Below are 20526 nucleotides of genomic sequence, written 5' to 3'. Positions count from 1 at the left end.
CAAGTTATTATATACAAATGTAAATGAATGTAATTGATTAATTATCAGTATATTAATTTTATTTTGAATTCAATTAAATGCATAACATACGTAAACAGCTTATTTAAACTGATTACAGCAGCTAAATATCCGGTTTTTACTCTGTCTTATACTTGATGCAGCTTAATTTAGGAACGTAAACAGCGTAAATAGCTATATATCAATGATATTAACGGGTAATTTACAATATTAAAATGAGAAGCAGACAGGTAGTATTGTGAAATAAAACGAGTGAAAAATCAATATATACAAAAGTAAATTAACCAGTAATGTACTAATTATAAGTTATTTATACTGTTTTTATGGTTAAATTGTCAATTTGTTTTCAAATGTAAATCTTAAAAGATAATATTCTGCTTTCACAGTGCATTATAGTCCGGATTTGGGTAAAATTTCAAAAATTCATTCAGTTTACAATTGTGTATCGCACTATCATGTAAAGTTATCCACATTATTGATGTTTGATAAAATAACTGTCAACAACCGATAAACACCCGTTTCCATACTTAAAGTTGTATTGGTATTATCATTGAAGTGAAATTTGTAACTTACTGAAATAAAGTATTTTAAATTATATGTTTTGAATTATTCACAATTCACAATTTTATCCACAGACAAAATGGCAGTTAAGGATGTTTAGGTAGTTTACATATGTTAATTTTAATTTTTACTCAAAAATGCCTAAATTTGACTCTTGTAAACAACTTCATAATGAACTTTGAACAAATCTATATTCCGAATCCTGATTTCCCAAACCGCTATATTTCCCCTGAAAAATTATTTTCGTACTTACAGACGAATCTCAGCGATTACATTAATGAGATAGGAAGATCCTATTTAGAGAAACCTATTTACCGTTTAAGTATCGGTTCCGGAGATATTAAAGTTCTGGCCTGGTCGCAGATGCACGGAAACGAATCCAATGCTACCCATGCTATGCTCGATTTACTGCTGACTTTGGATAAAGCTCCGGAAATGAAACAGGAACTGTTCAGTAAGATCAGCCTTGATTTTATATTTATGCTCAATCCGGACGGTTCAGAAAAATGGACCAGGCTGAATGCTTCAGATATTGACCTGAACAGGGATTTTCATAATGAAGCCAGCAAAGAAATCAGATACCTCAAAGATGCCGCTGCCGGAAAAAAATATGATTATGCATTAAACCTCCATGAGCAGCGTACTATATTTACCACAGACGGAATTCATCCGGCAACACTTTCATTTCTGGCGCCTTCGGAAAATGTAGAACGTACCATTACCGATAACAGAAAAAAATGCATGGCTGTCATTGGTAAAGTATATGAACATTTAAAAGAATTGATTCCCGATCATATTGGCAGATATTCAGATGAATTTTATCCCACTTCTACCGGAGATAATTTTATCAAAGCCGGAATGCCGACTATCTTATTTGAAGGAGGTCATTTTATAGACGATTACACCAGGAAGCAGACGAGAAAATATTACACAATAGCCTTATATTATGCGTTGAAAGCCATAAGCGATCTGAATTCAGATATTGAAGGATGGGAAAAGTACCTTGAAATCCCTGAAAATAAAGAAACCCATTACGATATCATGTACAGGAACGTAAAACTGAATACCGAACATGAATGCATTCTGGATGTGGCGGTTCAGTATAGAGAAATAATTGAAGAGGGGAAAGACGAAATTTCCTTTATCCCTTTCGTTATGGAAGTTGGTGATGTGAAAAAAAGAAAAGGCTGGCAGGAAATAGACTGTACCGGAAAAAAATTCGTAGCTGCGACCAAATATCCTAAACTGGATGCACCTGTTGATTTTACAATAGAAGATTAAGGAGCCGGGAATGCTTTTTTTCTCTTTTTATAAGAATATATGAATAGGGCGCTGAAAAGTCAAAGATGTTTAGATCGTTTTTCCGGTATGAAATTTTACCGAAGATAAATCTTTGCGCCTTATGACCATAAAGCTGGTGAAAAAATATCGTCATTGCGCAAACCCAACAAAAGCAAATTTAAAAACTCTGTGCCATCTGTAAAATCAGTAAATCATTCCTGTATCCGTGGTATAAAAATAAAAACATCCTCAAAAAACTTTGAGGATGCTGTTTTATATATTAGAGAAAACTAATTAACCACTTTGATTCCGTTGGCCACAAATCTGATCTCTTCCTTAGGCTTAGTGATCGCATCAATTTCAGCCTGTGGCTTTTTAGCATCTTCCGCATAGTGCTTCTGCTCATCAACAGAAGTCACTTTTCTTTCCGCATTACCTTCCAGCACAACGTTCTTCCCTTTTAGAGCGGTAGGAACAAAGAATGCATAATCTTTCATTTTCACGAAAAACTGAGAATCATCTTCAGTCTGGATCGTAAGCCAGCATCCTTTTTTCTCACATACGTCGGTAACTTTACCTTTAATGGCTACATTTTCTACTTTCTTATTGTCTTTTTTAAGCTTTTTACTTAATTTTTCAACAGATATTGCTTTAGATTCCGAAGAAGAAGCAACTCCCGCTCCGTAAGCATCACCCACAACAGCGTTTCCTGCCGGTGGTCCGAATTTTTTCTGTGAGGTCTCCTGTGCAAAAGCCAAAGTAGAAACACTTACAGCTGCCGCGAATAATATAGCTTTGAATTTCATTTTTAATATTTTTTTCAAAAGTACTAATTAAAATTGAATATAATAAGGATAAAAAGTTGATAAAAAACAGGTTATTTCTGAATTTATAAACAAATTTAAAAATCAATAGCATATTTGTTTATATTTGACACCTATACTTGACTATGCACAAAAAACTGAAACTATGGGACGCCGTTATGCTTGTAATGGGGTCTATGATCGGAAGCGGAATCTTTATTGTCAGCGCAGATATGATGCGGAATTTAGGTTCCGGGTTCTGGCTGATTGCCGTATGGGTCATTACAGGAATCATGACGGTAGCAGCAGCAATCAGCTACGGTGAACTTTCCGCCCTGTTTCCAAAAGCCGGAGGGCAGTACACCTATCTCAAGGAAATTTTCGGAAGAAAAATGGGATTTCTTTACGGCTGGGGGCTTTTCACGGTAATTCAGACAGGAACGATTGCAGCGGTAGCTATGGCTTTTGGTAAATTTACAGCCTATCTGGTTCCTTCATTAAATGATGCGGCTCCTATTTTCCAGAGTGGCGAATTTAGAATTACATGGATACAGATTCTGGCCATAGCCGTTATTCTCCTTCTTACTTATATTAATACCAGAGGAGTGGAAAGCGGAAAGATACTTCAGAATGTATTTACAGGATCTAAAATCATTGCTTTGGCGGGACTGATTGCCGCCGGATTTATCCTGGTGGATGTTTCCCGTTTATCTGAAAATTTCAGTCTGGGCATGGAATCATTTAATAATCTTAAAAAAGATCTCAGCGGTAATTTTCTTAAAGAAGGTTGGGAATCCATCAGCGGAATGACCCTTCTGGGAGGAATTGCTGCTGCTATGGTAGGTTCTGTTTTCAGTTCGGTAGCCTGGGAAAGCGTAACATTTGTTTCCGGAGAAATAGAAAATCCTAAAAGAAATGTTGTTAAAGCAATGATTTACGGAACTGCTGCCGTAATGACACTGTATCTGGCTGTAAATTTTGTATACCTGAATGCTCTGGACAGAGAGAGTATTGCTTTTGCTGCCAACGACCGGGTGGCAGTAGCTGCCTCTCAGAATATTTTCGGAAGTGCCGGAACAATTATTATAGCCTTGCTGGTAATGGTTTCCACCTTCGGATGCGATAACGGGCTGATCTTAGCAGGAGCCAGGGTTTTTCAGACCATGGCAAAAGACGGAATGTTCTTTAAATCAGCTGTTAAGAATAACAGGAATGAAGTACCGGCAAACGCTTTATGGATGCAGGGAGTCTGGGCTTCATTATTATGCCTGAGCGGGCAGTACGGCAACTTGCTGGATATGATTTCCTTTGTTATTGTCTTATTCTATATGATCACCGTTTTCGGGGTGATTTATTTAAGATTCAAAAAGCCGGAACTGGAGAGACCTTACAAGACGTGGCTGTATCCGGTAACGCCTGTTATTTATCTGCTGATAGGAAGCGGATTTTGTGTACTCCTCCTGATCTATAAACAGCAATATACCTGGCCGGGATTCGTCATGGTATTATTGGGGCTTCCCGTATATTACTTCATCAACCGGAAAAATAAAACGGAAGAACAATAGTCATAATCAACTTGAATGATCATCATATAAGGCTTTTCAGTAAATGAAAGGTCTTAATTTTTTATCCCGTACAACAAGTTTAAGTTCAGATTTTTTCATCTTCCGGGACTTCTCAATAATAATATTTTTAAAATCATGTAACAATTATTTAGTGAAAATGTGTATTTTGGTATTTCATTTTACGTAAACCAGACCATGGAGTAAAAAAATTAAGAAGCTGATTATGGATACACCAAATTACAGAATGCCTTTTGTACCGTCTACATTGATGACGGAAGGCGGAAGCATCGATACATGCGATATGGGAGAAAGTATTGCCCACAATATCATGTTGCTGATCACCACCAAAAAAGGCGAAAACCGATATGACGAAAATTATGGAAACGACGTCTGGAACCTGGAATTCGATAATGGAGTGACCAGCGCCGTTTGGGAAAATGTCTTTATTAAAAGTCTCAGAAAGCAGATCCTGGAATATGAACCGCGGATTGTACAGCCTCAGATCGATGCCCACATCCAGATCGTAGAACACAGCTACGATACCAAAGAACATACAGAAATCAAAAAGAAAGTAAGAATAGCCATAAACGCCAAAATGGAGGAAACAGGAGAGCGCTTCAGCTTTTCAACAGAGCTGTTCCTGAGTCCGATGTCTATTGATTAAATCTACTAACCACCACAAAAACTTATGAACTTAGATCAGAATATATATTCCAAAGAATCTGTAAAAGCCAGGATGCTTCAGAATGCAACCAAAGTATGGGGACTGAAAAGTCCGCAGTCTCTGGATCCCTTTGTAAAACTGCTGATAGATGCATTCAGCACAGAAGTTTTTAAAGCCAATAATGAAATCCAGACCGTTAATGCCAGAATCCTTGAAAAACTGGCCAAACTTCTGACACCCTCCATTTATACCCATCCGATTCCTGCTCACGCAGTAGCCTATACACAGCCTTATGAATCCTCCGAAATCCTTCTGGAACATTCCGAATTCTTCTTCCGCAAGCAAATGACCTCTACGGTAAAATCAGAATCGGATAAACAGCTGAATATTCCTTTTACACCTATCGGAAATGTACGGATCAATAAAGCGCAGACGGCAGTAATGTTTGTAGGAAATACATGTTATAGCATTGATGACCGGCTGAATAAAATTCCGGTGGCAAGATTTCAGGGAAGACCGGAAGATTACCGGAAGGTTACCATAGGAGTGGACGTCAGTAAATATGCCAGTGAAAATTTTCCTAAATACCTGAGTGTATTCTGTTCCAATCCTGCTTTCGAACACCTGGATTTCGTCTATAAGCTGTTGCCTTATATTACCGTTTCCAGTAATGGAAATCCACTGTTTGTAAGAGAGGGATTAAGTTACCTTTCCAATAGCCAGCAGGACGGATATGAACAGATGTTCAGAGAACAGTCTATCCGGAATAAAGTAATTGAAGATATTAAAAGTATTTATCGCCATAAATTCATAGAGATTACTGGTCTTTCGGGCAGTTTATTTTCAGAGCCGGGAAAACTTCCGCAGAATCTTGACTTTCTTGCCGGAAAAGAAGAAATTATAAAACAGATAGGGGACAAGCGTTACTTATGGCTTACCTTCGAATTTCCGCCACAGTTTTCAGCGGAAATCCTCGATAATTTCTCATTTGTAATGAATGCCTTCCCAATCTACAACAGAGGCTGGAAAAAAACAGAATACAGTTTGGATATTATGGGAAATAATATCCCTCTGGTAACAGACGAAGGTGAGCACTTTCTTTATGTGGATGAGGTTCAGGACGGAGACGGAAGGAGATATACCGAAATACCCTTTACCCCGGCAGATGACCTGAAAAAAGGATTGTATACCGTAAGAAAAGGAGGTATGGAACGTTTCACCAACAGAAATGCGGTGGATATGATTGCTAATGTACTGGAACTGACGAGGGATGAAATCGCAGCATTCTCGCTTTTAAACAGAGATAATGTAAAAGGAGTGCTGAGCGAAATGTCCGATAAAATGAAGTCGATGGTACAGAAAGTAAACAATGCCAAGAGAAATATCAGGCAGGAACTGAACTATGTGATCATGGAACCGGTAGAAAAAACGGATCATACTTATGCTTCCTTCTGGATCACCCACTGTACGCTGGCCAATCATATGCGTTCCGGAACAGAACTTTCCAACCAGTTAAAATCGCAGACCGTGATCCTGCTTACCGAAACCATCGGAGGGTCTGAAGAGCAGAAAGGAACAGACAGTATCCAGGCTTATAAGTACGCGTTAACGACCAGAGATAAGATTATTTCCCTGGAAGACGTGAAAAACTACTGCAGAATGATTCTTAAGGACGAGCTTAAAGAAGTAAGAGTAAGAAGAGGAACCATGATCAGCAACAGACCGAAAGAAGGTTTTGTAAGAACCGTGGAGGTGGAGATTATCCCTCAGAATTACTCATTCTACGGAAGAGCCTACTGGGAAAATATGGCCAATATCATCAGAAACCAGATCATTGCAAAAGCCATAGACGGGATTGAATATGTTGTGAAGATCAGTAACGAAGATAGCGAGTACCAGGATATGTAAACCTAAATAGAAAAAAATATGAAAAAGATTATTGTACTTGCCCTGGCACTGAGCTTTGCCTCAGCCGGTGTTATAAGCTGCAAGAAAGACATCAGTAAACTGGGCAAATCGGTATTGGATCTTGGCGGAACAGAAAATGCAAATGCTATTATCGATTTCAATAACAATTTTTTGGATTCCTATAAAAGCAGTTCAAAACATATTGATGAAATCCTTAAATATACAGAAGCAGCCGTTACCAAATCGAAAGGCGGGAATGTATTGATTATGCCTCTTGTTATGAGTTCTATGGATTACAGCATTTCAAAAATCAAAGAAATACCTTCCGGCTTTGATAAGGATAAAGCCGCCATAGAAACAAATTTTAATACCTATAAAGCAAAAAAAGAAAGCATAGGAAAAAAATTTGAGGAACTGAAATCTTACATGAATTCGGAGGATTATAAAGACGACAAAGGAGCGAAAGCTGAAGCGATAAAAAAAGATATTGAAACGGATGCCCAGGCTTTCTTTACAGCAGGGGAGAATGTTGTTGCTAAAATTAAACCCGCAACAGATGCCGCAGAAGAAATTGTGCTTAAAGATCATCCGATGAAAGAATACATTATTTCTTCAAAAAGTGTGATGAGTTCTCTGGACGGTGTTCTGGATGTTCTGGAGAAGCAATATGGCGGAAAATTTGATGAAGCCGAAGTACAGAAGAAATATGATGAATTTGCCAAAGTAGCAGAAGCCAATGCAAAACTGGAGTTCAATGTGAAAGACCCGCAGTATTCTTATAAAAAAACACAGTTTGAATACTTCAATAAAAGCGCTTCAGGCTTTCTGGACAACTACCGCAAGCTGATCCGTGATTCCAAAGCCAGTGGGAAAATATCAGACTCAGACATACAGCAGATCGATTCCTCTTATGAATCCGTATTGAATGCTTACAATACATTTGTGAAATAATGAATTGCCCAACATACAAGACTGTCTCCAAAAAGGCAGTCTTTTTTTATGATTTATCTTCATTCGTGAGGTAAAATATTTCAGATTTCTAAAATGATAAAGAACTTAAAGTAATTGATTCTTGCAGATACTGCAGATTTAAATTTAACTGAAGTTTAAATTTTTTCTACAACTTTTGTGACCGTAATCATTCATAGAATTGCATAAAATTCCGTAATTTTGCACATCGTGATTTTCAGGTAGAATCACTCCAAATTATGAGTAAATCAACAGAATATATAGAAGTTTACGGAGCACGTGAACATAATCTGAAAAATATTAACGTCAAAATTCCGCGCAATGAACTGGTCGTGATTACCGGGCTTTCCGGAAGCGGAAAATCTTCACTGGCTTTTGACACCATATTTGCTGAAGGACAGCGTCGTTATATTGAAACCTTCTCAGCGTATGCAAGACAGTTTCTGGGCGGACTGGAAAGACCCGATGTAGATAAGATTGAAGGACTTTCTCCTGTAATTGCCATTGAGCAGAAAACAACGAATAAAAACCCCCGTTCAACCGTAGGAACGGTTACTGAACTTTACGATTTCCTCCGTCTTTTATATGCCCGGGTTTCGGATGCCTATTCATTATCAACAGGAAAAAAACTGGTAAGCTACACCGAAGAACAGATTCTGGAAACGATCAAGGAAAATTATAAAGGCGAAAAAATAATGCTTCTGGCCCCTGTGGTACGATCCAGAAAAGGACACTACCACGAACTTTTTGTACAGATGGCTAAAAAAGGGTACGGGCAGGCAAGAATTGACGGCGAACTGCAGGATATAGAGTACGACCTGAAGCTGGACCGCTACAAAACCCACGATATTGACATCGTTATAGACCGTTGGATCATTGGAGAAAATGCATCCGAGAACAGAATGGAAAAATCTCTCCGTACCGCTATGGAAATGGGTGAGGGAATCATCGGAATTCAGAAACTGGGAAGTACGGATATCGAATATTTTTCTAAAAATCTGATGGACGCAGAGACAGGCCATTCACTGGCATTGCCGGAACCCAATACGTTCTCGTTCAATTCTCCGAAAGGAAGCTGCCCGGACTGTAAAGGACTGGGAATGATCAAAAAAATTAACACCGATTATTTTGTAGAGAATCCTAAGCTTTCCATTAATCAGGGAGGATTGCTGCCGTTGGAAGATATCAAATCCAATAAATGGATCCTTTCCCAGATCAAAAATATTCTTGAGATTTTCGGATTGGGAATGACAACACCTATGCAGGATATTCCTGAAGAAGCGTTGGACTATATCTACAACGGATGCCATAAAGAATTCAATAAAGATCTGAAATATGCAGGGATTACCAAGAAGATAAAGATCAGTTTTGATGGTCTTATTCCTTTCATGGAAGAGATTATTGAAGAAAGAGAATCTTACGAAGCCGTATTACTGGAAAGACATTTTACAACCGAAGAAACCTGCCCGGTTTGCCAGGGAACACGTCTTCAGCCTTCAAGCCTGAGCTTTAAAATAGACGGGAAAAATATAGCCGAAGTAAATGCTTTAAGTTTAGCGGATCTGAAAGACTGGCTGGCAGAGGTAAAAGATAAATTTTCAGAAAAAAACAAGATCATTGCCCACGAGATCTTAAAGGAAATAGAAACCCGCCTTCAGTTTCTTCTGGATGTAGGATTGGATTACCTGAGCTTAAGCCGGAGTTCCAGAACCCTTTCCGGAGGAGAATCTCAGAGAATCCGTCTGGCAACACAGATCGGGTCTCAATTGGTAAATGTTCTGTATATTTTGGATGAACCCAGCATCGGGCTTCATCAGAGGGATAATGAAAGGCTGATCAGTTCACTGAAAAACCTGAGAGATATAGGAAACTCCGTACTGGTGGTAGAGCATGATAAAGATATGATCCTTGAAGCGGATGAGGTACTGGATATCGGTCCCAGAGCCGGAAAATTCGGGGGAGAAATACTCTGGCAGGGGAAACCGGAAGATTTGCTGAAAGCAGATACCATTACCGCGCAGTACATCAACGGGAAAAGAAAGATAGAGATTCCGGCTGAAAGAAGAGCCGGGAGCGGAAAAAATATAGTATTAAAGGGAGCTACCGGAAATAACCTGAAAAATGTCACCTTAGATATCCCCTTAGGAAAACTGGTGGTGGTAACCGGCATTTCAGGAAGCGGAAAGTCATCCCTGATCAACGGAACTTTGTACCCGATTCTGAATAAGCATTTCTACCGAGCCGTTCAGGAACCTCTTCCTTATAAAAAAATTGAAGGCCTTGAAAATATCGACAAGATTGTAGATGTAGACCAGACCCCGATCGGAAGAACCCCCCGTTCAAACCCTGCAACCTATACAGGAATGTTTACCGACATCCGAAACCTTTTTGCAGAACTTCCGGAAAGTAAGATCCGGGGGTATAAACCGGGCAGATTCTCTTTCAATGTAAAAGGCGGAAGATGCGAAACCTGCCAGGGGGGAGGACTTAAAGTCATTGAAATGAATTTCCTTCCGGATGTATATGTACACTGCGAAACCTGCAACGGAAAACGTTTCAACAGAGAGACCCTGGAGGTCCGGTATAAAGGGAAATCCATTTCTGATGTACTGGATATGACAATTGATGAAGCAGTAGAATTCTTCCAGCCGATCCCGAAAATCTTTGCCAAAGTGAAGACTTTACAGGATGTCGGTTTGGGGTATATTACATTGGGACAGCAGTCTACAACACTTTCCGGAGGAGAAGCCCAGCGTATCAAACTGGCTACCGAACTCTCCAAAAGACAGACCGGAAATACATTATATATCCTTGATGAACCTACAACCGGCCTTCACTTTGAAGATGTAAAGATCCTGATGGATGCTATTAACAGGTTGGTGGAACTGGGAAACTCGTTCATTATTATTGAGCACAATATGGATGTGATCAAGCTGGCAGACCATATTATTGATGTAGGTCCCGAAGGAGGAAAACATGGCGGGCAGATCGTGGCGCAGGGAACTCCTGAGGAAATTGTGAAGTCTAAGAAAAGCTTAACAGGAAAATTCCTGAAAAAAGAATTATAAAAAAATCATTGAAATAAAAGAATCTGCTTTTCCTGAGCAGATTCTTTTTTATATCCAATACTGAAGTTACAGAGAAGAAATATAAACTTCTATTTTTGTACCGTCATAATTAAAAGTTCCGTCTTCAGCATTCCGCTTGCCGAGAACCCATTTCATATCTACCGGTACAGACCATGCCGTTCCCAGTTTAAACCCGTTTACAGACCGTATTTCTGCACCGTTTCCGGTACTCAGAGCAGAATGAAACCACGTCCTGTCATGTAACCTGTAAAACCCGATTGCTTTTCCTTTGGGGATAACTGAGTAGCCGTCCCATTTTTCTCCATTGGGATAATCGAATTTCTTCAGCCAGCTCTGTCCGCTGTGCATGGTAAGCTCATCCGGAGAGATGGAGGATCCCAGCATATACATAGCATAGCCTACCGCATCGTGGCATATTCCTTTATTGTAGTGGATGATATCGTCACTGCCTTCAATAAGAGAATTTCCGATCCGTGATTTACTTACAGCATCCATTTGCCCGGTATGAGCTCCCTTAGGTGTAATAATTTCCATATTAATTTTGTATTGATGTGATGATTAGGTGGTTTAAAGATAGGGAATTAAAATCAAATGGTTTTTCTCGCACATCTGTACTTTGGAATGTTGATATTTCTCAGGACAACCTGGAAAAATGAAAATTTTAAATATAAAATTATAATAATTGATAAATAAATTCGTTTTAAATTGACAAATCGTAAAATTAAAACAATATGAAAAATTTAAAAAAACTGACAAAAACAGACCTGAAAGCCGTGTATGGAGGACAGCCTAAGCTTTATTGTTTTTACTGTGAAAGATACAATAGAACCATATGCAGCGAAATTCACCTTTCTCAGTGTCCTTAAAAAAATTAAACCGCTTTTTACAGGCGGTTTTTTTGTGAAGATATCTGTTTATCGGTTACTTTTAATAAATTCATTCAGTGTTGTTTTAAGATCCTTAGAATGAGCAATGGTATCAAAAAACAATATTGTCGATCTTCCATCCCTGTTTGGAACTGATCAGGCGAATGTGATCCGTCCATACTATTCTTGGCGGGCTTAGAGCGTATTCAAACTCAACAGCAGCTTCGGCAGCGGTTTTACCGGTATTTATATGAACGGATTTGATCTTATAACCGGTATATCCTTCATATAAACCTGAGAATACGGCACCTTCAAATATCAGAGGTTTTTCATCCGGATGATTACTCTTACTTACTCTCTCAATATCTGCTTTAGATGTATTCACGGCTGTTTCCAGGGTCTTTTTCAGGTCAGGAGAAAACAGACTGTCGGAAAAGGTCCGGTGATAAAGAGCTTCATTGGATTTTCCATACCGGATATAGAGGGTATTGATCTTTCCGGTAATCATAGTATGATCATCAGATACAGAAGAGGAAGACCTTTTATTGTTACATGCTGCCAGCATAATGATCGTGCCTAAGGATAAAAAAAGTAATCTTATCATGCGTGGATATTGTTTAAATTCAGTTTCAAAACCTGTACCAAACGAAGCAGAACATAAGATTGCTGATTTTTCTCCCGGTGATGAATACATTTTGTATGAACACGTCTGTACAATAACAAAAAATCTATACATTTGAATATATAAAAAACTCTCCGTGGATCCCATTCTTAATGTAGTTGTCCGTTCCCTGTGTGTTTACCTTTTCATGGTAATTGCCATACGGCTTTTTGGGAAAAACCAGCTTTCACAGTTGAACGCCGGTGATGTAGTGCTTCTGTTGCTTATTTCCAACGCTGTACAGAATGCGATGGTGGGGCCGGATACCTCTTTGCAGGGAGGCCTTATTGCAGCTTTGGTTCTCTTTGTTGCTAACTTCATTTTAAAACGCCTTATGTTTACCCATCATAAATTTGAAACATTTATGGAAGAAGATCCCGTGATTCTTATTAAAGACGGAATTGTCGATCAGACCGCCCTAAACAGAGTTAAAATCACCCGTGATGAACTTGAAGAAGCAATCCGGGAACATGGAGTTGAAAACATAAAAAATGTGAAGCTTTCTATCCTGGAAGTAGACGGCAATATCAGTGTTATTTCGGAAGATGAACAACAAAAACAGACCCATTATTCGAGGATCAAAAGAAAAAATAAAAGAAAATACCATTAAAAGATGAATTACGAATTACGAGAAATGCTTCCCGCCGATGAAAAAAGAGTACTGGAAATCTTCAGACAGGGCGTAGATGGCGGTATTGCTACTTTTGAAACAGAAGTGCCCACTGCCGAAGCCTGGAATATGGAATACTTCAATGACTGCCGCTGGGTACTGGAAAACGAAAACAATGAAGTGGTAGGGTGGTGTGCTTTAAAACCTGTGAGTAAAAGAGAATGCTTTAAAGGAGTTGCTGATGTCAGTATTTATTTCGATAATAATTATCAGGGAAAAGGGCTGGGATCGGTGCTGCTGAAAAAACTGATTCTGGACAGTGAAGATCATGGGTTCTGGACCCTTCAGGCCAATATCTTTCCCGAAAATGAAGCCTCTCTCAGATTTCACCAGAAAAACGGATTCAGGACCATTGGAGTAAGAAAGAAGATCGGAAAACTGAACGGACAGTGGAAAGACCTTATTATGCTGGAAAAGAGAAGTGACAGTATCGCGTAAAAATTGAATTATGAATAAGAAACAGAGAAATTTTAAATGTTAAATATTTCAATCTTTTAATCATATCATTACTTTGGCATCAACATTGTTATTTCCATTGCGAAATTTGAAAAAGTGAGAAAATGAAAAGTTTTATTAAAATGGCTGGTGTAGCGACTGTGATGTTGATGCTTACATCATGTGTAGTTCACGATCACCAAGTCAGAAGGGTTCCTCCGGGACATGCCAAGAAGATGTATGGGGGAAGTGCAAGATACTATGCACCGGGACATGTGAAAAAAAGAGTCTATTACTATGACAATGACGACAGAGGTCACCGTCACAAACACAAAGGTCACAAACGTCACAGAGATTGAAAAAAATAAAAAAGCCCTGAATTTTCAGGGCTTTTGATGTATATTAAAATCTGGATTTCTTAGGATTCAGAAATGTATTGAAGATCATTACTTCCTGCCCGAATTTTTTTTCAACCCTTTCAGCGATATTGACCAGCTCACTTTTGATGAAATCTTCACGAAGATCCTCATTATCAAACATCAGAAGAAGATTGTAATTCTTCCCTTCTTCAATATAATCGGTGTGTACTTCCGACAAGATATATTTATTTACATCCATCAGGTTTTCTGCCATCAGGACCAGGGTTTCGTCGATATAATTTTCCCATTCTTCAATATTGTTTTTCGTACAGTGAAAAGTTATACTTAATAGGCTCATATTTTATGAATTTTTAAGATTTTGTGGATAAATTCTAGGGCAAAAATCGGTAAAAATTTCGTAAATTAGCCCGTTAATAAAAATTGGAAATAAATAATTTTCAGACGCACAGCTAAGGGTCTGACTGTCATTATAATAAAATTTGTTTATGCAAAAAGAAGGAGAAAGACTGATTCCTATCAACATTGTTGATGAAATGAAGTCGTCTTATATCGATTATTCGATGTCCGTTATCGTGTCAAGAGCACTTCCGGATGTAAGAGACGGCCTGAAACCCGTTCATAGAAGAGTACTGTATGGTATGTATGGATTAGGGGTTTTTTCTAATAGAAAATATTTGAAATCTGCGAGAATTGTTGGGGACGTTTTGGGTAAATACCACCCGCACGGAGACTCTTCTGTATACGATGCAATGGTAAGAATGGCTCAGGACTGGAGCTTACGTTATCCGCAGGTAGACGGGCAGGGTAACTTCGGTTCGATGGATGGAGACCCGCCTGCAGCAATGCGTTATACCGAGGCAAGACTGAAAAAAATCTCTGATGAGGTTCTTGCAGATCTTGATAAAGAAACCGTTGATTTTCAGAATAACTTTGACGACAGCTTACAGGAGCCGACCGTGCTTCCTACAAAAGTTCCGAATCTTCTGGTAAACGGTACCTCAGGGATCGCAGTAGGGATGGCAACCAATATGGCACCGCACAACCTTTCCGAATCCATCAATGCAATCTGCGCATACATCGATAATAAGGAAATCACCATCGATGAGCTGATGCACCACATCACCGCCCCGGATTTTCCGACAGGAGGTATTATCTATGGTTACGACGGCGTAAGAGACGCTTTCCATACCGGAAGAGGAAGAGTCGTACTGAGAGCAAAGGTCAATTTCGAAGAAATCGGAAACCGGAATGCAATCATTGTTACAGAAGTTCCTTACCAGGTCAATAAAGCAGATATGATCGCCAGAACTGCCGAATTGGTTAAAGATGACAAAATCCAGGGCATTCATGAGATCAGAGACGAATCGGACAGAAATGGTCTGCGTGTCGTTTATGAACTGAAAAATGACGCAATTCCTAACGTTGTCCTGAACCTTCTTTATAAATATACGGCACTTCAGACCTCTTTCAGTGTTAACAATATTGCTTTGGTTAACGGAAGACCGGAACAGCTGAACTTAAAAGATATCATTCATCATTTTGTAGAGCACAGACATGAAGTAATCGTAAGAAGAACCAGGTACGAGCTTAAAAAAGCAAAAGAAAGAGCCCATATCCTTGAAGGTTTCATGAAAGTAATCGGAACCCAGGATGCATTAGACAAGGCTATTTCAATAATCCGTCACAGTGCCAACCCTCAGGCTGCAAAAGAAGGTCTTATCGAGGCTTTCGAGCTTTCCGATATCCAGGCACAGGCTATCCTTGATCTGAGACTGGCACGTCTTACAGGAATGGAGCTTGATAAGATCCGCGACGAATATGATGCCATCATGAAAGAAATTGCGAATCTGGAAGACATTCTGGCCAACGAACCGAGAAGATTTCAGATTATTAAAGATGAGCTTATCGAGATCAAAGAAAAATATGGTGACGAAAGAAGAACGGAAATCGACTATTCAGGAGGTGAAATGTCTATTGAAGATATCATCCCGAATGAAGCCGTAGTTCTTACGATTTCCCACGCCGGATACATCAAGAGAACCTCTCTTTCCGAATACAAAGTTCAAAGCAGAGGCGGGGTAGGTAACAAAGCGGCAACAACAAGAGATTCCGATTTCCTTGAATATATCGTTTCTGCAACCAACCACCAGTATATGCTCTTCTTTACAGAAAAAGGAAGATGTTACTGGTTAAGGGTATTCGAAATCCCTGAAGGCTCTAAAACCGCTAAAGGAAGAGCTGTACAGAACCTTATCAACATTGAACCGGATGATAAAATCAAAGCATACATCAGAACCAATAACTTAAAGGATGCTGAATATGTAAACCAGATGAGCGTAGTGATGGTTACCAAAAATGGTACGATCAAGAAAACATCGCTTGAAGCTTACTCAAGACCAAGAGTAAACGGGGTGAATGCCATTGAGATCCGGGATAATGACCAGCTGCTTGGAGCTTATTTAACCAACGGAACTTCCCAGATCATGATTGCCACCAAAAACGGTAAATGTATCCGTTTCCCTGAAGAAAAAGTGAGAGAGGTAGGAAGAGGCTCCATCGGGGTGCGAGGTATCGCTATGGAGGATAATGATGAGGTAATAGGCATGATTGTGGTGAATGACGTAGAAAAAGAAACCGTTCTTGTAGTATCTGAAAAAGGATACGGTAAGAGAACAGCGGTGGAAGATTACAGAATTACCAACAGAGGAGGAAAAGGAGTTATTACCCTTAACATTACCGAAAAAACAGGTAACCTGATCGCTATTCAGAATGTAACAGACGAAGACGGGCTGATGATCATCAACAAATCCGGAGTTGCCATCAGAATGGGTATGGATGAAATGAGAGTGATGGGAAGAAATACCCAGGGCGTAAAACTTATCAACCTTAAAAAGAACGACGAAATTGCAGCGATTGCAAAAGTAGCAATGGATAAGGATGTAGAAGAAGATGAAAATGAAGATACTGAAGATATTATAGAAGGCACAGGATCTCTTTTTGATAACCACGAAAACGACAATACAACACCTCAGGCTGAAAATGAAACACCGACAGAGGAAAATGAGAGTTCTGAATCTGAAGAATAAATTGTACAATTAATATAATATAGTTATTATGAAGAAACTCATTTTAGGTATGGCTATCGTTGCCTCGGCTTTTGTTTTCGGACAAAAAGGCGATGATGCCAAATTACAGGCGGCCAATAAAGCGGCTATGGATGCTTACCAGGCAAAGAACTATTCAGCAGCAGCTCCTAAGTTTGTAGAAGTTTATAACTTACTGAAAACAGCAGGGCAGGATGACAAGATTTATATGTATTATGCAGGGCTTAGCTATGCTTTAGCAAACAACAGCGATCAGGCCATTAAAATATATACAGACTTAATTAATTCCGGATTTACCGGGGTTCAGACTACTTATTCTGCTAAAGAGAAAAAGACAGGAAATGTAATACCTTTGGATAAAACAACCTGGGATCTCATGAAGAAAAATGCTGACTATACAGATTTTAAAACAGAGCAGACTCCAAGCGTTGAACCGGAACTGTATGAAACCCTGACTACCCTTCTTATGAATGCCAAAAAATCAAATGAAGCTTTGGCAATTATTGAAAAAGGATTGGCCAAGTTTCCAAACAGCGCTAAACTGAAAGATGCCCAGGGGGCGGCTTATTACGAGTCCGGAAATCATGATAAATATGTAACTACCCTTAAAGAACAGATCGCTAAAAATCCTAATGATGCCACAAACTGGTATAATCTTGGAGTAATGCAGTCTAAAAATCCGGCTTCGAAAGAAGATGCCATTGCTTCCTTCAAAAAAGCAGTAGAACTTAAGCCGGATTTCAATAATGCATACCAGAACCTGGTTTACACTACAATTGGTGATGATTCTAAAATTGTAGAGCAGATCAATGCTCTAAGAAAAGATAATCCGGATGAAGCAACCAAACTTATCGACGAAAGAAGAGAAAGATTTACAAAGGCTCTTCCATATGCAGAAGCCTGGTATAAAACATCTCCGGAAAACCTTGATGTAATTTCCGCATTAAGGGATATCTACATTGTTACTAAAAATACAGAAAAAGCTAAGGAAATGAAAGCTAAGGAAGCTGAAATTTCTGCAAAGGCAAAACAGTAATTCTTGAGTTTGAATATACATAAACCGGAACAGCAGTGTTCCGGTTTTTTTTATTTTTCCGTGCTGGAAACCGTATCTTATTTTTACAGATATTCTCTCCGAATTTCACCCTTAAAATTCTCTGTAATTCCGTATCTTTGAGAAAAATTTTTATAAAATGATTGAGTGGAAAACCGCCAAAGAATACGATGATATTACTTACAAAAAATGTAATGGTGTAGCAAGAATTGCTTTCAACAGACCGGAAGTTCGCAACGCTTTCAGACCTAAGACAACTTCAGAGCTTTACGATGCCTTTTATGATGCCTCAGAAGACCCTTCCATTGGTGTGGTGCTACTTTCAGGAGAAGGGCCTAGTCCAAAAGACGGAGGTTGGGCGTTCTGCAGTGGCGGAGATCAGAAAGCAAGAGGCCACCAGGGATATGTGGGAGAAGACGGAAGACACCGCCTGAATATTCTGGAAGTTCAGCGTCTGATCCGTTTCATGCCAAAAGTGGTGATCGCAGTGGTTCCGGGATGGGCTGTTGGCGGAGGACATTCTCTTCATGTAGTCTGCGATCTTACTTTAGCAAGTAAAGAGCATGCCATTTTTAAACAGACCGATGCTGATGTTACCAGCTTTGACGGTGGCTACGGATCTGCTTACCTGGCTAAAATGGTAGGACAGAAAAAAGCACGCGAAATATTCTTCTTAGGCAGAAATTATTCTGCTCAGGAAGCTTTGGATATGGGAATGGTAAATGCTGTAATCCCACATGCAGAACTGGAAGACACTGCTTATGAATGGGCTCAGGAAATTCTTGCAAAATCCCCGACTTCCATCAGAATGCTGAAATTCGCCATGAACCTTACAGACGACGGAATGGTTGGCCAGCAGGTATTTGCAGGAGAAGCAACCCGTTTAGCCTACATGACGGCAGAAGCACAGGAAGGAAGAAATGCATTCCTTGAAAAAAGAAAACCTGATTTCGGAGAAAACCAGTGGATATCATAACATGAGTGATAAGTAATCAGTAATAAGCAATATTTTCATTACTCATTACTCATTACTCATTACCCATTACCCATTACTTATTGTTTATAATAGTATGACTGATTGGATAAAAGCCGCAAGGCTAAGAACTTTACCGCTTTCCCTGAGCGGAATTATTATGGGAGCTTTCATCGCCAAATGGAGACTTTACAGGGAAGGAGGAACCTGGGACTGGAAAATTTTTGCTCTGGCTCTTCTCGTAACCCTTCTGTACCAGATTTTATCAAACTATGCCAATGATTATGGCGACGGCGTAAAAGGAACCGATGCCAAAAGAATCAACGAAGCGGAAGCAAGAGCAGTAGCATCTGGAAAAATTACGGCAAAACAGATGAAAAATGCGGTGATCATTTTTTCTGCATTATCTTTCATCGCTACGGTTGCTCTGTTGTACGTTGCCTTCATTCCGGAGTATATGAATGAATTTTATATCTTCATCGGATTGGGAATAGCAAGTATTCTGGCAGCAATCGGGTATACAGTCGGTAAAAAACCTTACGGATATATGGGACTGGGAGATATTTTTGTATTTATCTTCTTCGGGCTTGTTTCCGTATGCGGAAGCTATTTTCTGTTTACCAAAACCTTCGGCTGGGATATGCTGTTGCCGGGAACAGCTGTGGGAATGATGAGTATGGCAGTTCTTAACCTTAACAATATGAGGGATATTGAAAGCGATAAATTATCAGGAAAAAACAGCTTTGCACTGAGAATAGGCTTCAAAAATGCTATGATCTACGAAATGATCCTGCTGCAGCTTCCTTTAATCCTTATTCTTATATTTTTAGGCGTAAACGGGTTTATACAGGCTCAGAATTATTACGCTTTTGTTGTAATGATTTTATTATTCCCGCTTGCCAAACTGAGAAGGAGCATCATGTCTGTAAAAGAACCCAAAGAATTAGACCAATATCTGAAGCAGGTGGGAATCATGACGTTTGTAATGGCAATTCTTACGGCAGCCGGACTTAATTTATTCAACTAAATCTAAAAAATATTACATCATGAATTCTAATGTCTATGTGGAAGCACAGATGCTTATCAGAAAACCGGTTGAAGATGTCTTTGAAGCTTTTATCAACCCCGAAGTAACTACTCATTTCTGGTTTACCAAATCTACCGGAAAATTAGAAGAAGGTAAAACAGTTACCTGGGAATGGGAAATGTATGGAGTGTCGTCTGATGTAAAGACCCTTCAGATTATCCCGAACCAGCTGATTAAAACCATCTGGGGAGATCCTTCAACAAATGTAGACTACGAATTCAGTGTAATGGAAAAAGGAACCCTTGTTGTGATTAAAAGCTACGGATTTGGCCAGACCGGCGAAGAACTTCTAAGGCAGGTCAATGACAATACGGGCGGCTTTACAACCGTTTTAGACGGCTGTAAAGCCTATCTGGAACACGGAATTAATCTACGGTTAATTGAAGACAAATTCCCATCCTGATAACACACTCTGTGTTTAATAGAATCAAAAATTAA

The 20526-nt window shown here is 39.3% G+C and carries 19 protein-coding genes; 15 read left to right on the top strand and 4 right to left on the bottom strand.

The genetic code is table 11. The features are described 5' to 3' along the window. Positions 1-750: 750 nt before the first annotated feature. Positions 751-1860, top strand: coding sequence for a M14 family zinc carboxypeptidase (locus AC106S_RS01375; protein ID WP_482437342.1), 1110 nt, complete (start codon positions 751-753; stop codon positions 1858-1860). 290 nt (positions 1861-2150) lie between these two features. Here the strand turns inward: AC106S_RS01375 and AC106S_RS01370 are convergent, their stop codons facing one another. Continuing rightward, positions 2151-2666: a DUF4920 domain-containing protein gene (locus tag AC106S_RS01370; protein ID WP_482437341.1), complete on the bottom strand. Its 516-nt coding sequence runs from the start codon at positions 2664-2666 to the stop codon at positions 2151-2153. A gap of 143 nt (positions 2667-2809) precedes the next feature. On the opposite strand from AC106S_RS01370, the gene AC106S_RS01365 reads away from it, so the two are divergent. From AC106S_RS01365 to uvrA, 5 genes are all read left to right on the top strand, one after another. Continuing rightward, positions 2810-4228, top strand: coding sequence for an APC family permease (locus tag AC106S_RS01365; RefSeq protein WP_482437340.1), 1419 nt, complete (start codon positions 2810-2812; stop codon positions 4226-4228). Between the two features lie 223 nt (positions 4229-4451). Next, positions 4452-4892: a GPW/gp25 family protein gene (locus AC106S_RS01360; protein ID WP_482437339.1), complete on the top strand. Its 441-nt coding sequence runs from the start codon at positions 4452-4454 to the stop codon at positions 4890-4892. 24 nt (positions 4893-4916) lie between these two features. Beyond that, positions 4917-6800, top strand: a complete 1884-nt coding sequence (locus AC106S_RS01355) for a type VI secretion system baseplate subunit TssF (RefSeq protein WP_482437338.1) — start codon at positions 4917-4919, stop codon at positions 6798-6800. Between the two features lie 18 nt (positions 6801-6818). Continuing rightward, positions 6819-7751, top strand: coding sequence for a DUF3829 domain-containing protein (locus AC106S_RS01350; protein WP_482437337.1), 933 nt, complete (start codon positions 6819-6821; stop codon positions 7749-7751). A gap of 257 nt (positions 7752-8008) precedes the next feature. Then, positions 8009-10837, top strand: a complete 2829-nt coding sequence (gene uvrA / locus AC106S_RS01345; protein WP_482437336.1) for an excinuclease ABC subunit UvrA — start codon at positions 8009-8011, stop codon at positions 10835-10837. Between the two features lie 66 nt (positions 10838-10903). Here the strand turns inward: uvrA and AC106S_RS01340 are convergent, their stop codons facing one another. Continuing rightward, the gene (locus AC106S_RS01340; protein WP_482437335.1) at positions 10904-11392 is read right to left on the bottom strand and encodes a hypothetical protein; all 489 of its coding nucleotides are present in this window, start codon (positions 11390-11392) and stop codon (positions 10904-10906) included. A gap of 197 nt (positions 11393-11589) precedes the next feature. On the opposite strand from AC106S_RS01340, the gene AC106S_RS01335 reads away from it, so the two are divergent. Next, positions 11590-11724 carry a bacteriocin-like protein gene (locus AC106S_RS01335; RefSeq protein ID WP_482437334.1) on the top strand — a complete coding sequence of 45 codons (135 nt, stop codon included), beginning with the start codon at positions 11590-11592 and terminating at the stop codon, positions 11722-11724. Positions 11725-11836: 112 nt separating this feature from the next. On the opposite strand, the gene AC106S_RS01330 is transcribed toward AC106S_RS01335, so the two are convergent. Further along, positions 11837-12328 carry a hypothetical protein gene (locus tag AC106S_RS01330; protein WP_482437333.1) on the bottom strand — a complete coding sequence of 164 codons (492 nt, stop codon included), beginning with the start codon at positions 12326-12328 and terminating at the stop codon, positions 11837-11839. Between the two features lie 154 nt (positions 12329-12482). Between AC106S_RS01330 and AC106S_RS01325 the strand changes: the two genes are divergently transcribed. The 3 genes from AC106S_RS01325 to AC106S_RS01315 all read left to right on the top strand — a co-directional run bounded on the left by AC106S_RS01325 (position 12483) and on the right by AC106S_RS01315 (position 13849). Further along, on the top strand, positions 12483-12995 hold the full coding sequence (locus AC106S_RS01325; protein WP_482437332.1) for a DUF421 domain-containing protein: 513 nt from the start codon (positions 12483-12485) through the stop codon (positions 12993-12995). Between the two features lie 3 nt (positions 12996-12998). Further along, a complete protein-coding gene (locus tag AC106S_RS01320; RefSeq protein WP_482437331.1) occupies positions 12999-13493 on the top strand; it encodes a GNAT family N-acetyltransferase in 495 nt (164 codons plus the stop codon). 122 nt (positions 13494-13615) lie between these two features. Continuing rightward, complete coding sequence (locus AC106S_RS01315; RefSeq protein ID WP_482437330.1) at positions 13616-13849, top strand: hypothetical protein; 234 nt, start codon at positions 13616-13618, stop codon at positions 13847-13849. 43 nt (positions 13850-13892) lie between these two features. Here the strand turns inward: AC106S_RS01315 and AC106S_RS01310 are convergent, their stop codons facing one another. Beyond that, on the bottom strand, positions 13893-14207 hold the full coding sequence (locus AC106S_RS01310; RefSeq protein ID WP_482437329.1) for a DUF4286 family protein: 315 nt from the start codon (positions 14205-14207) through the stop codon (positions 13893-13895). A gap of 148 nt (positions 14208-14355) precedes the next feature. Between AC106S_RS01310 and gyrA the strand changes: the two genes are divergently transcribed. From gyrA to AC106S_RS01285, 5 genes are all read left to right on the top strand, one after another. Next, positions 14356-16956: a DNA gyrase subunit A gene (gene gyrA / locus AC106S_RS01305; RefSeq protein ID WP_482437328.1), complete on the top strand. Its 2601-nt coding sequence runs from the start codon at positions 14356-14358 to the stop codon at positions 16954-16956. A gap of 28 nt (positions 16957-16984) precedes the next feature. Beyond that, a complete protein-coding gene (locus AC106S_RS01300; protein WP_482437327.1) occupies positions 16985-18010 on the top strand; it encodes a tetratricopeptide repeat protein in 1026 nt (341 codons plus the stop codon). Positions 18011-18167: 157 nt separating this feature from the next. Further along, entirely contained in the window at positions 18168-19004 is an 837-nt protein-coding gene (locus tag AC106S_RS01295) for a 1,4-dihydroxy-2-naphthoyl-CoA synthase (RefSeq protein ID WP_482437326.1), read from the top strand. A 94-nt stretch (positions 19005-19098) separates the two neighbouring features. Next, positions 19099-20028 carry a 1,4-dihydroxy-2-naphthoate octaprenyltransferase gene (gene menA, locus AC106S_RS01290; protein WP_482437325.1) on the top strand — a complete coding sequence of 310 codons (930 nt, stop codon included), beginning with the start codon at positions 19099-19101 and terminating at the stop codon, positions 20026-20028. A gap of 19 nt (positions 20029-20047) precedes the next feature. Beyond that, complete coding sequence (locus AC106S_RS01285; protein WP_482437324.1) at positions 20048-20491, top strand: SRPBCC family protein; 444 nt, start codon at positions 20048-20050, stop codon at positions 20489-20491. Positions 20492-20526 lie beyond the last annotated feature (35 nt).

This window comes from Chryseobacterium sp. FR054, assembly GCF_056844565.1.
The sequence above is the reverse complement of the archived record's forward strand: the minus strand, read 5'-3'. Positions and strand labels throughout refer to the sequence as shown.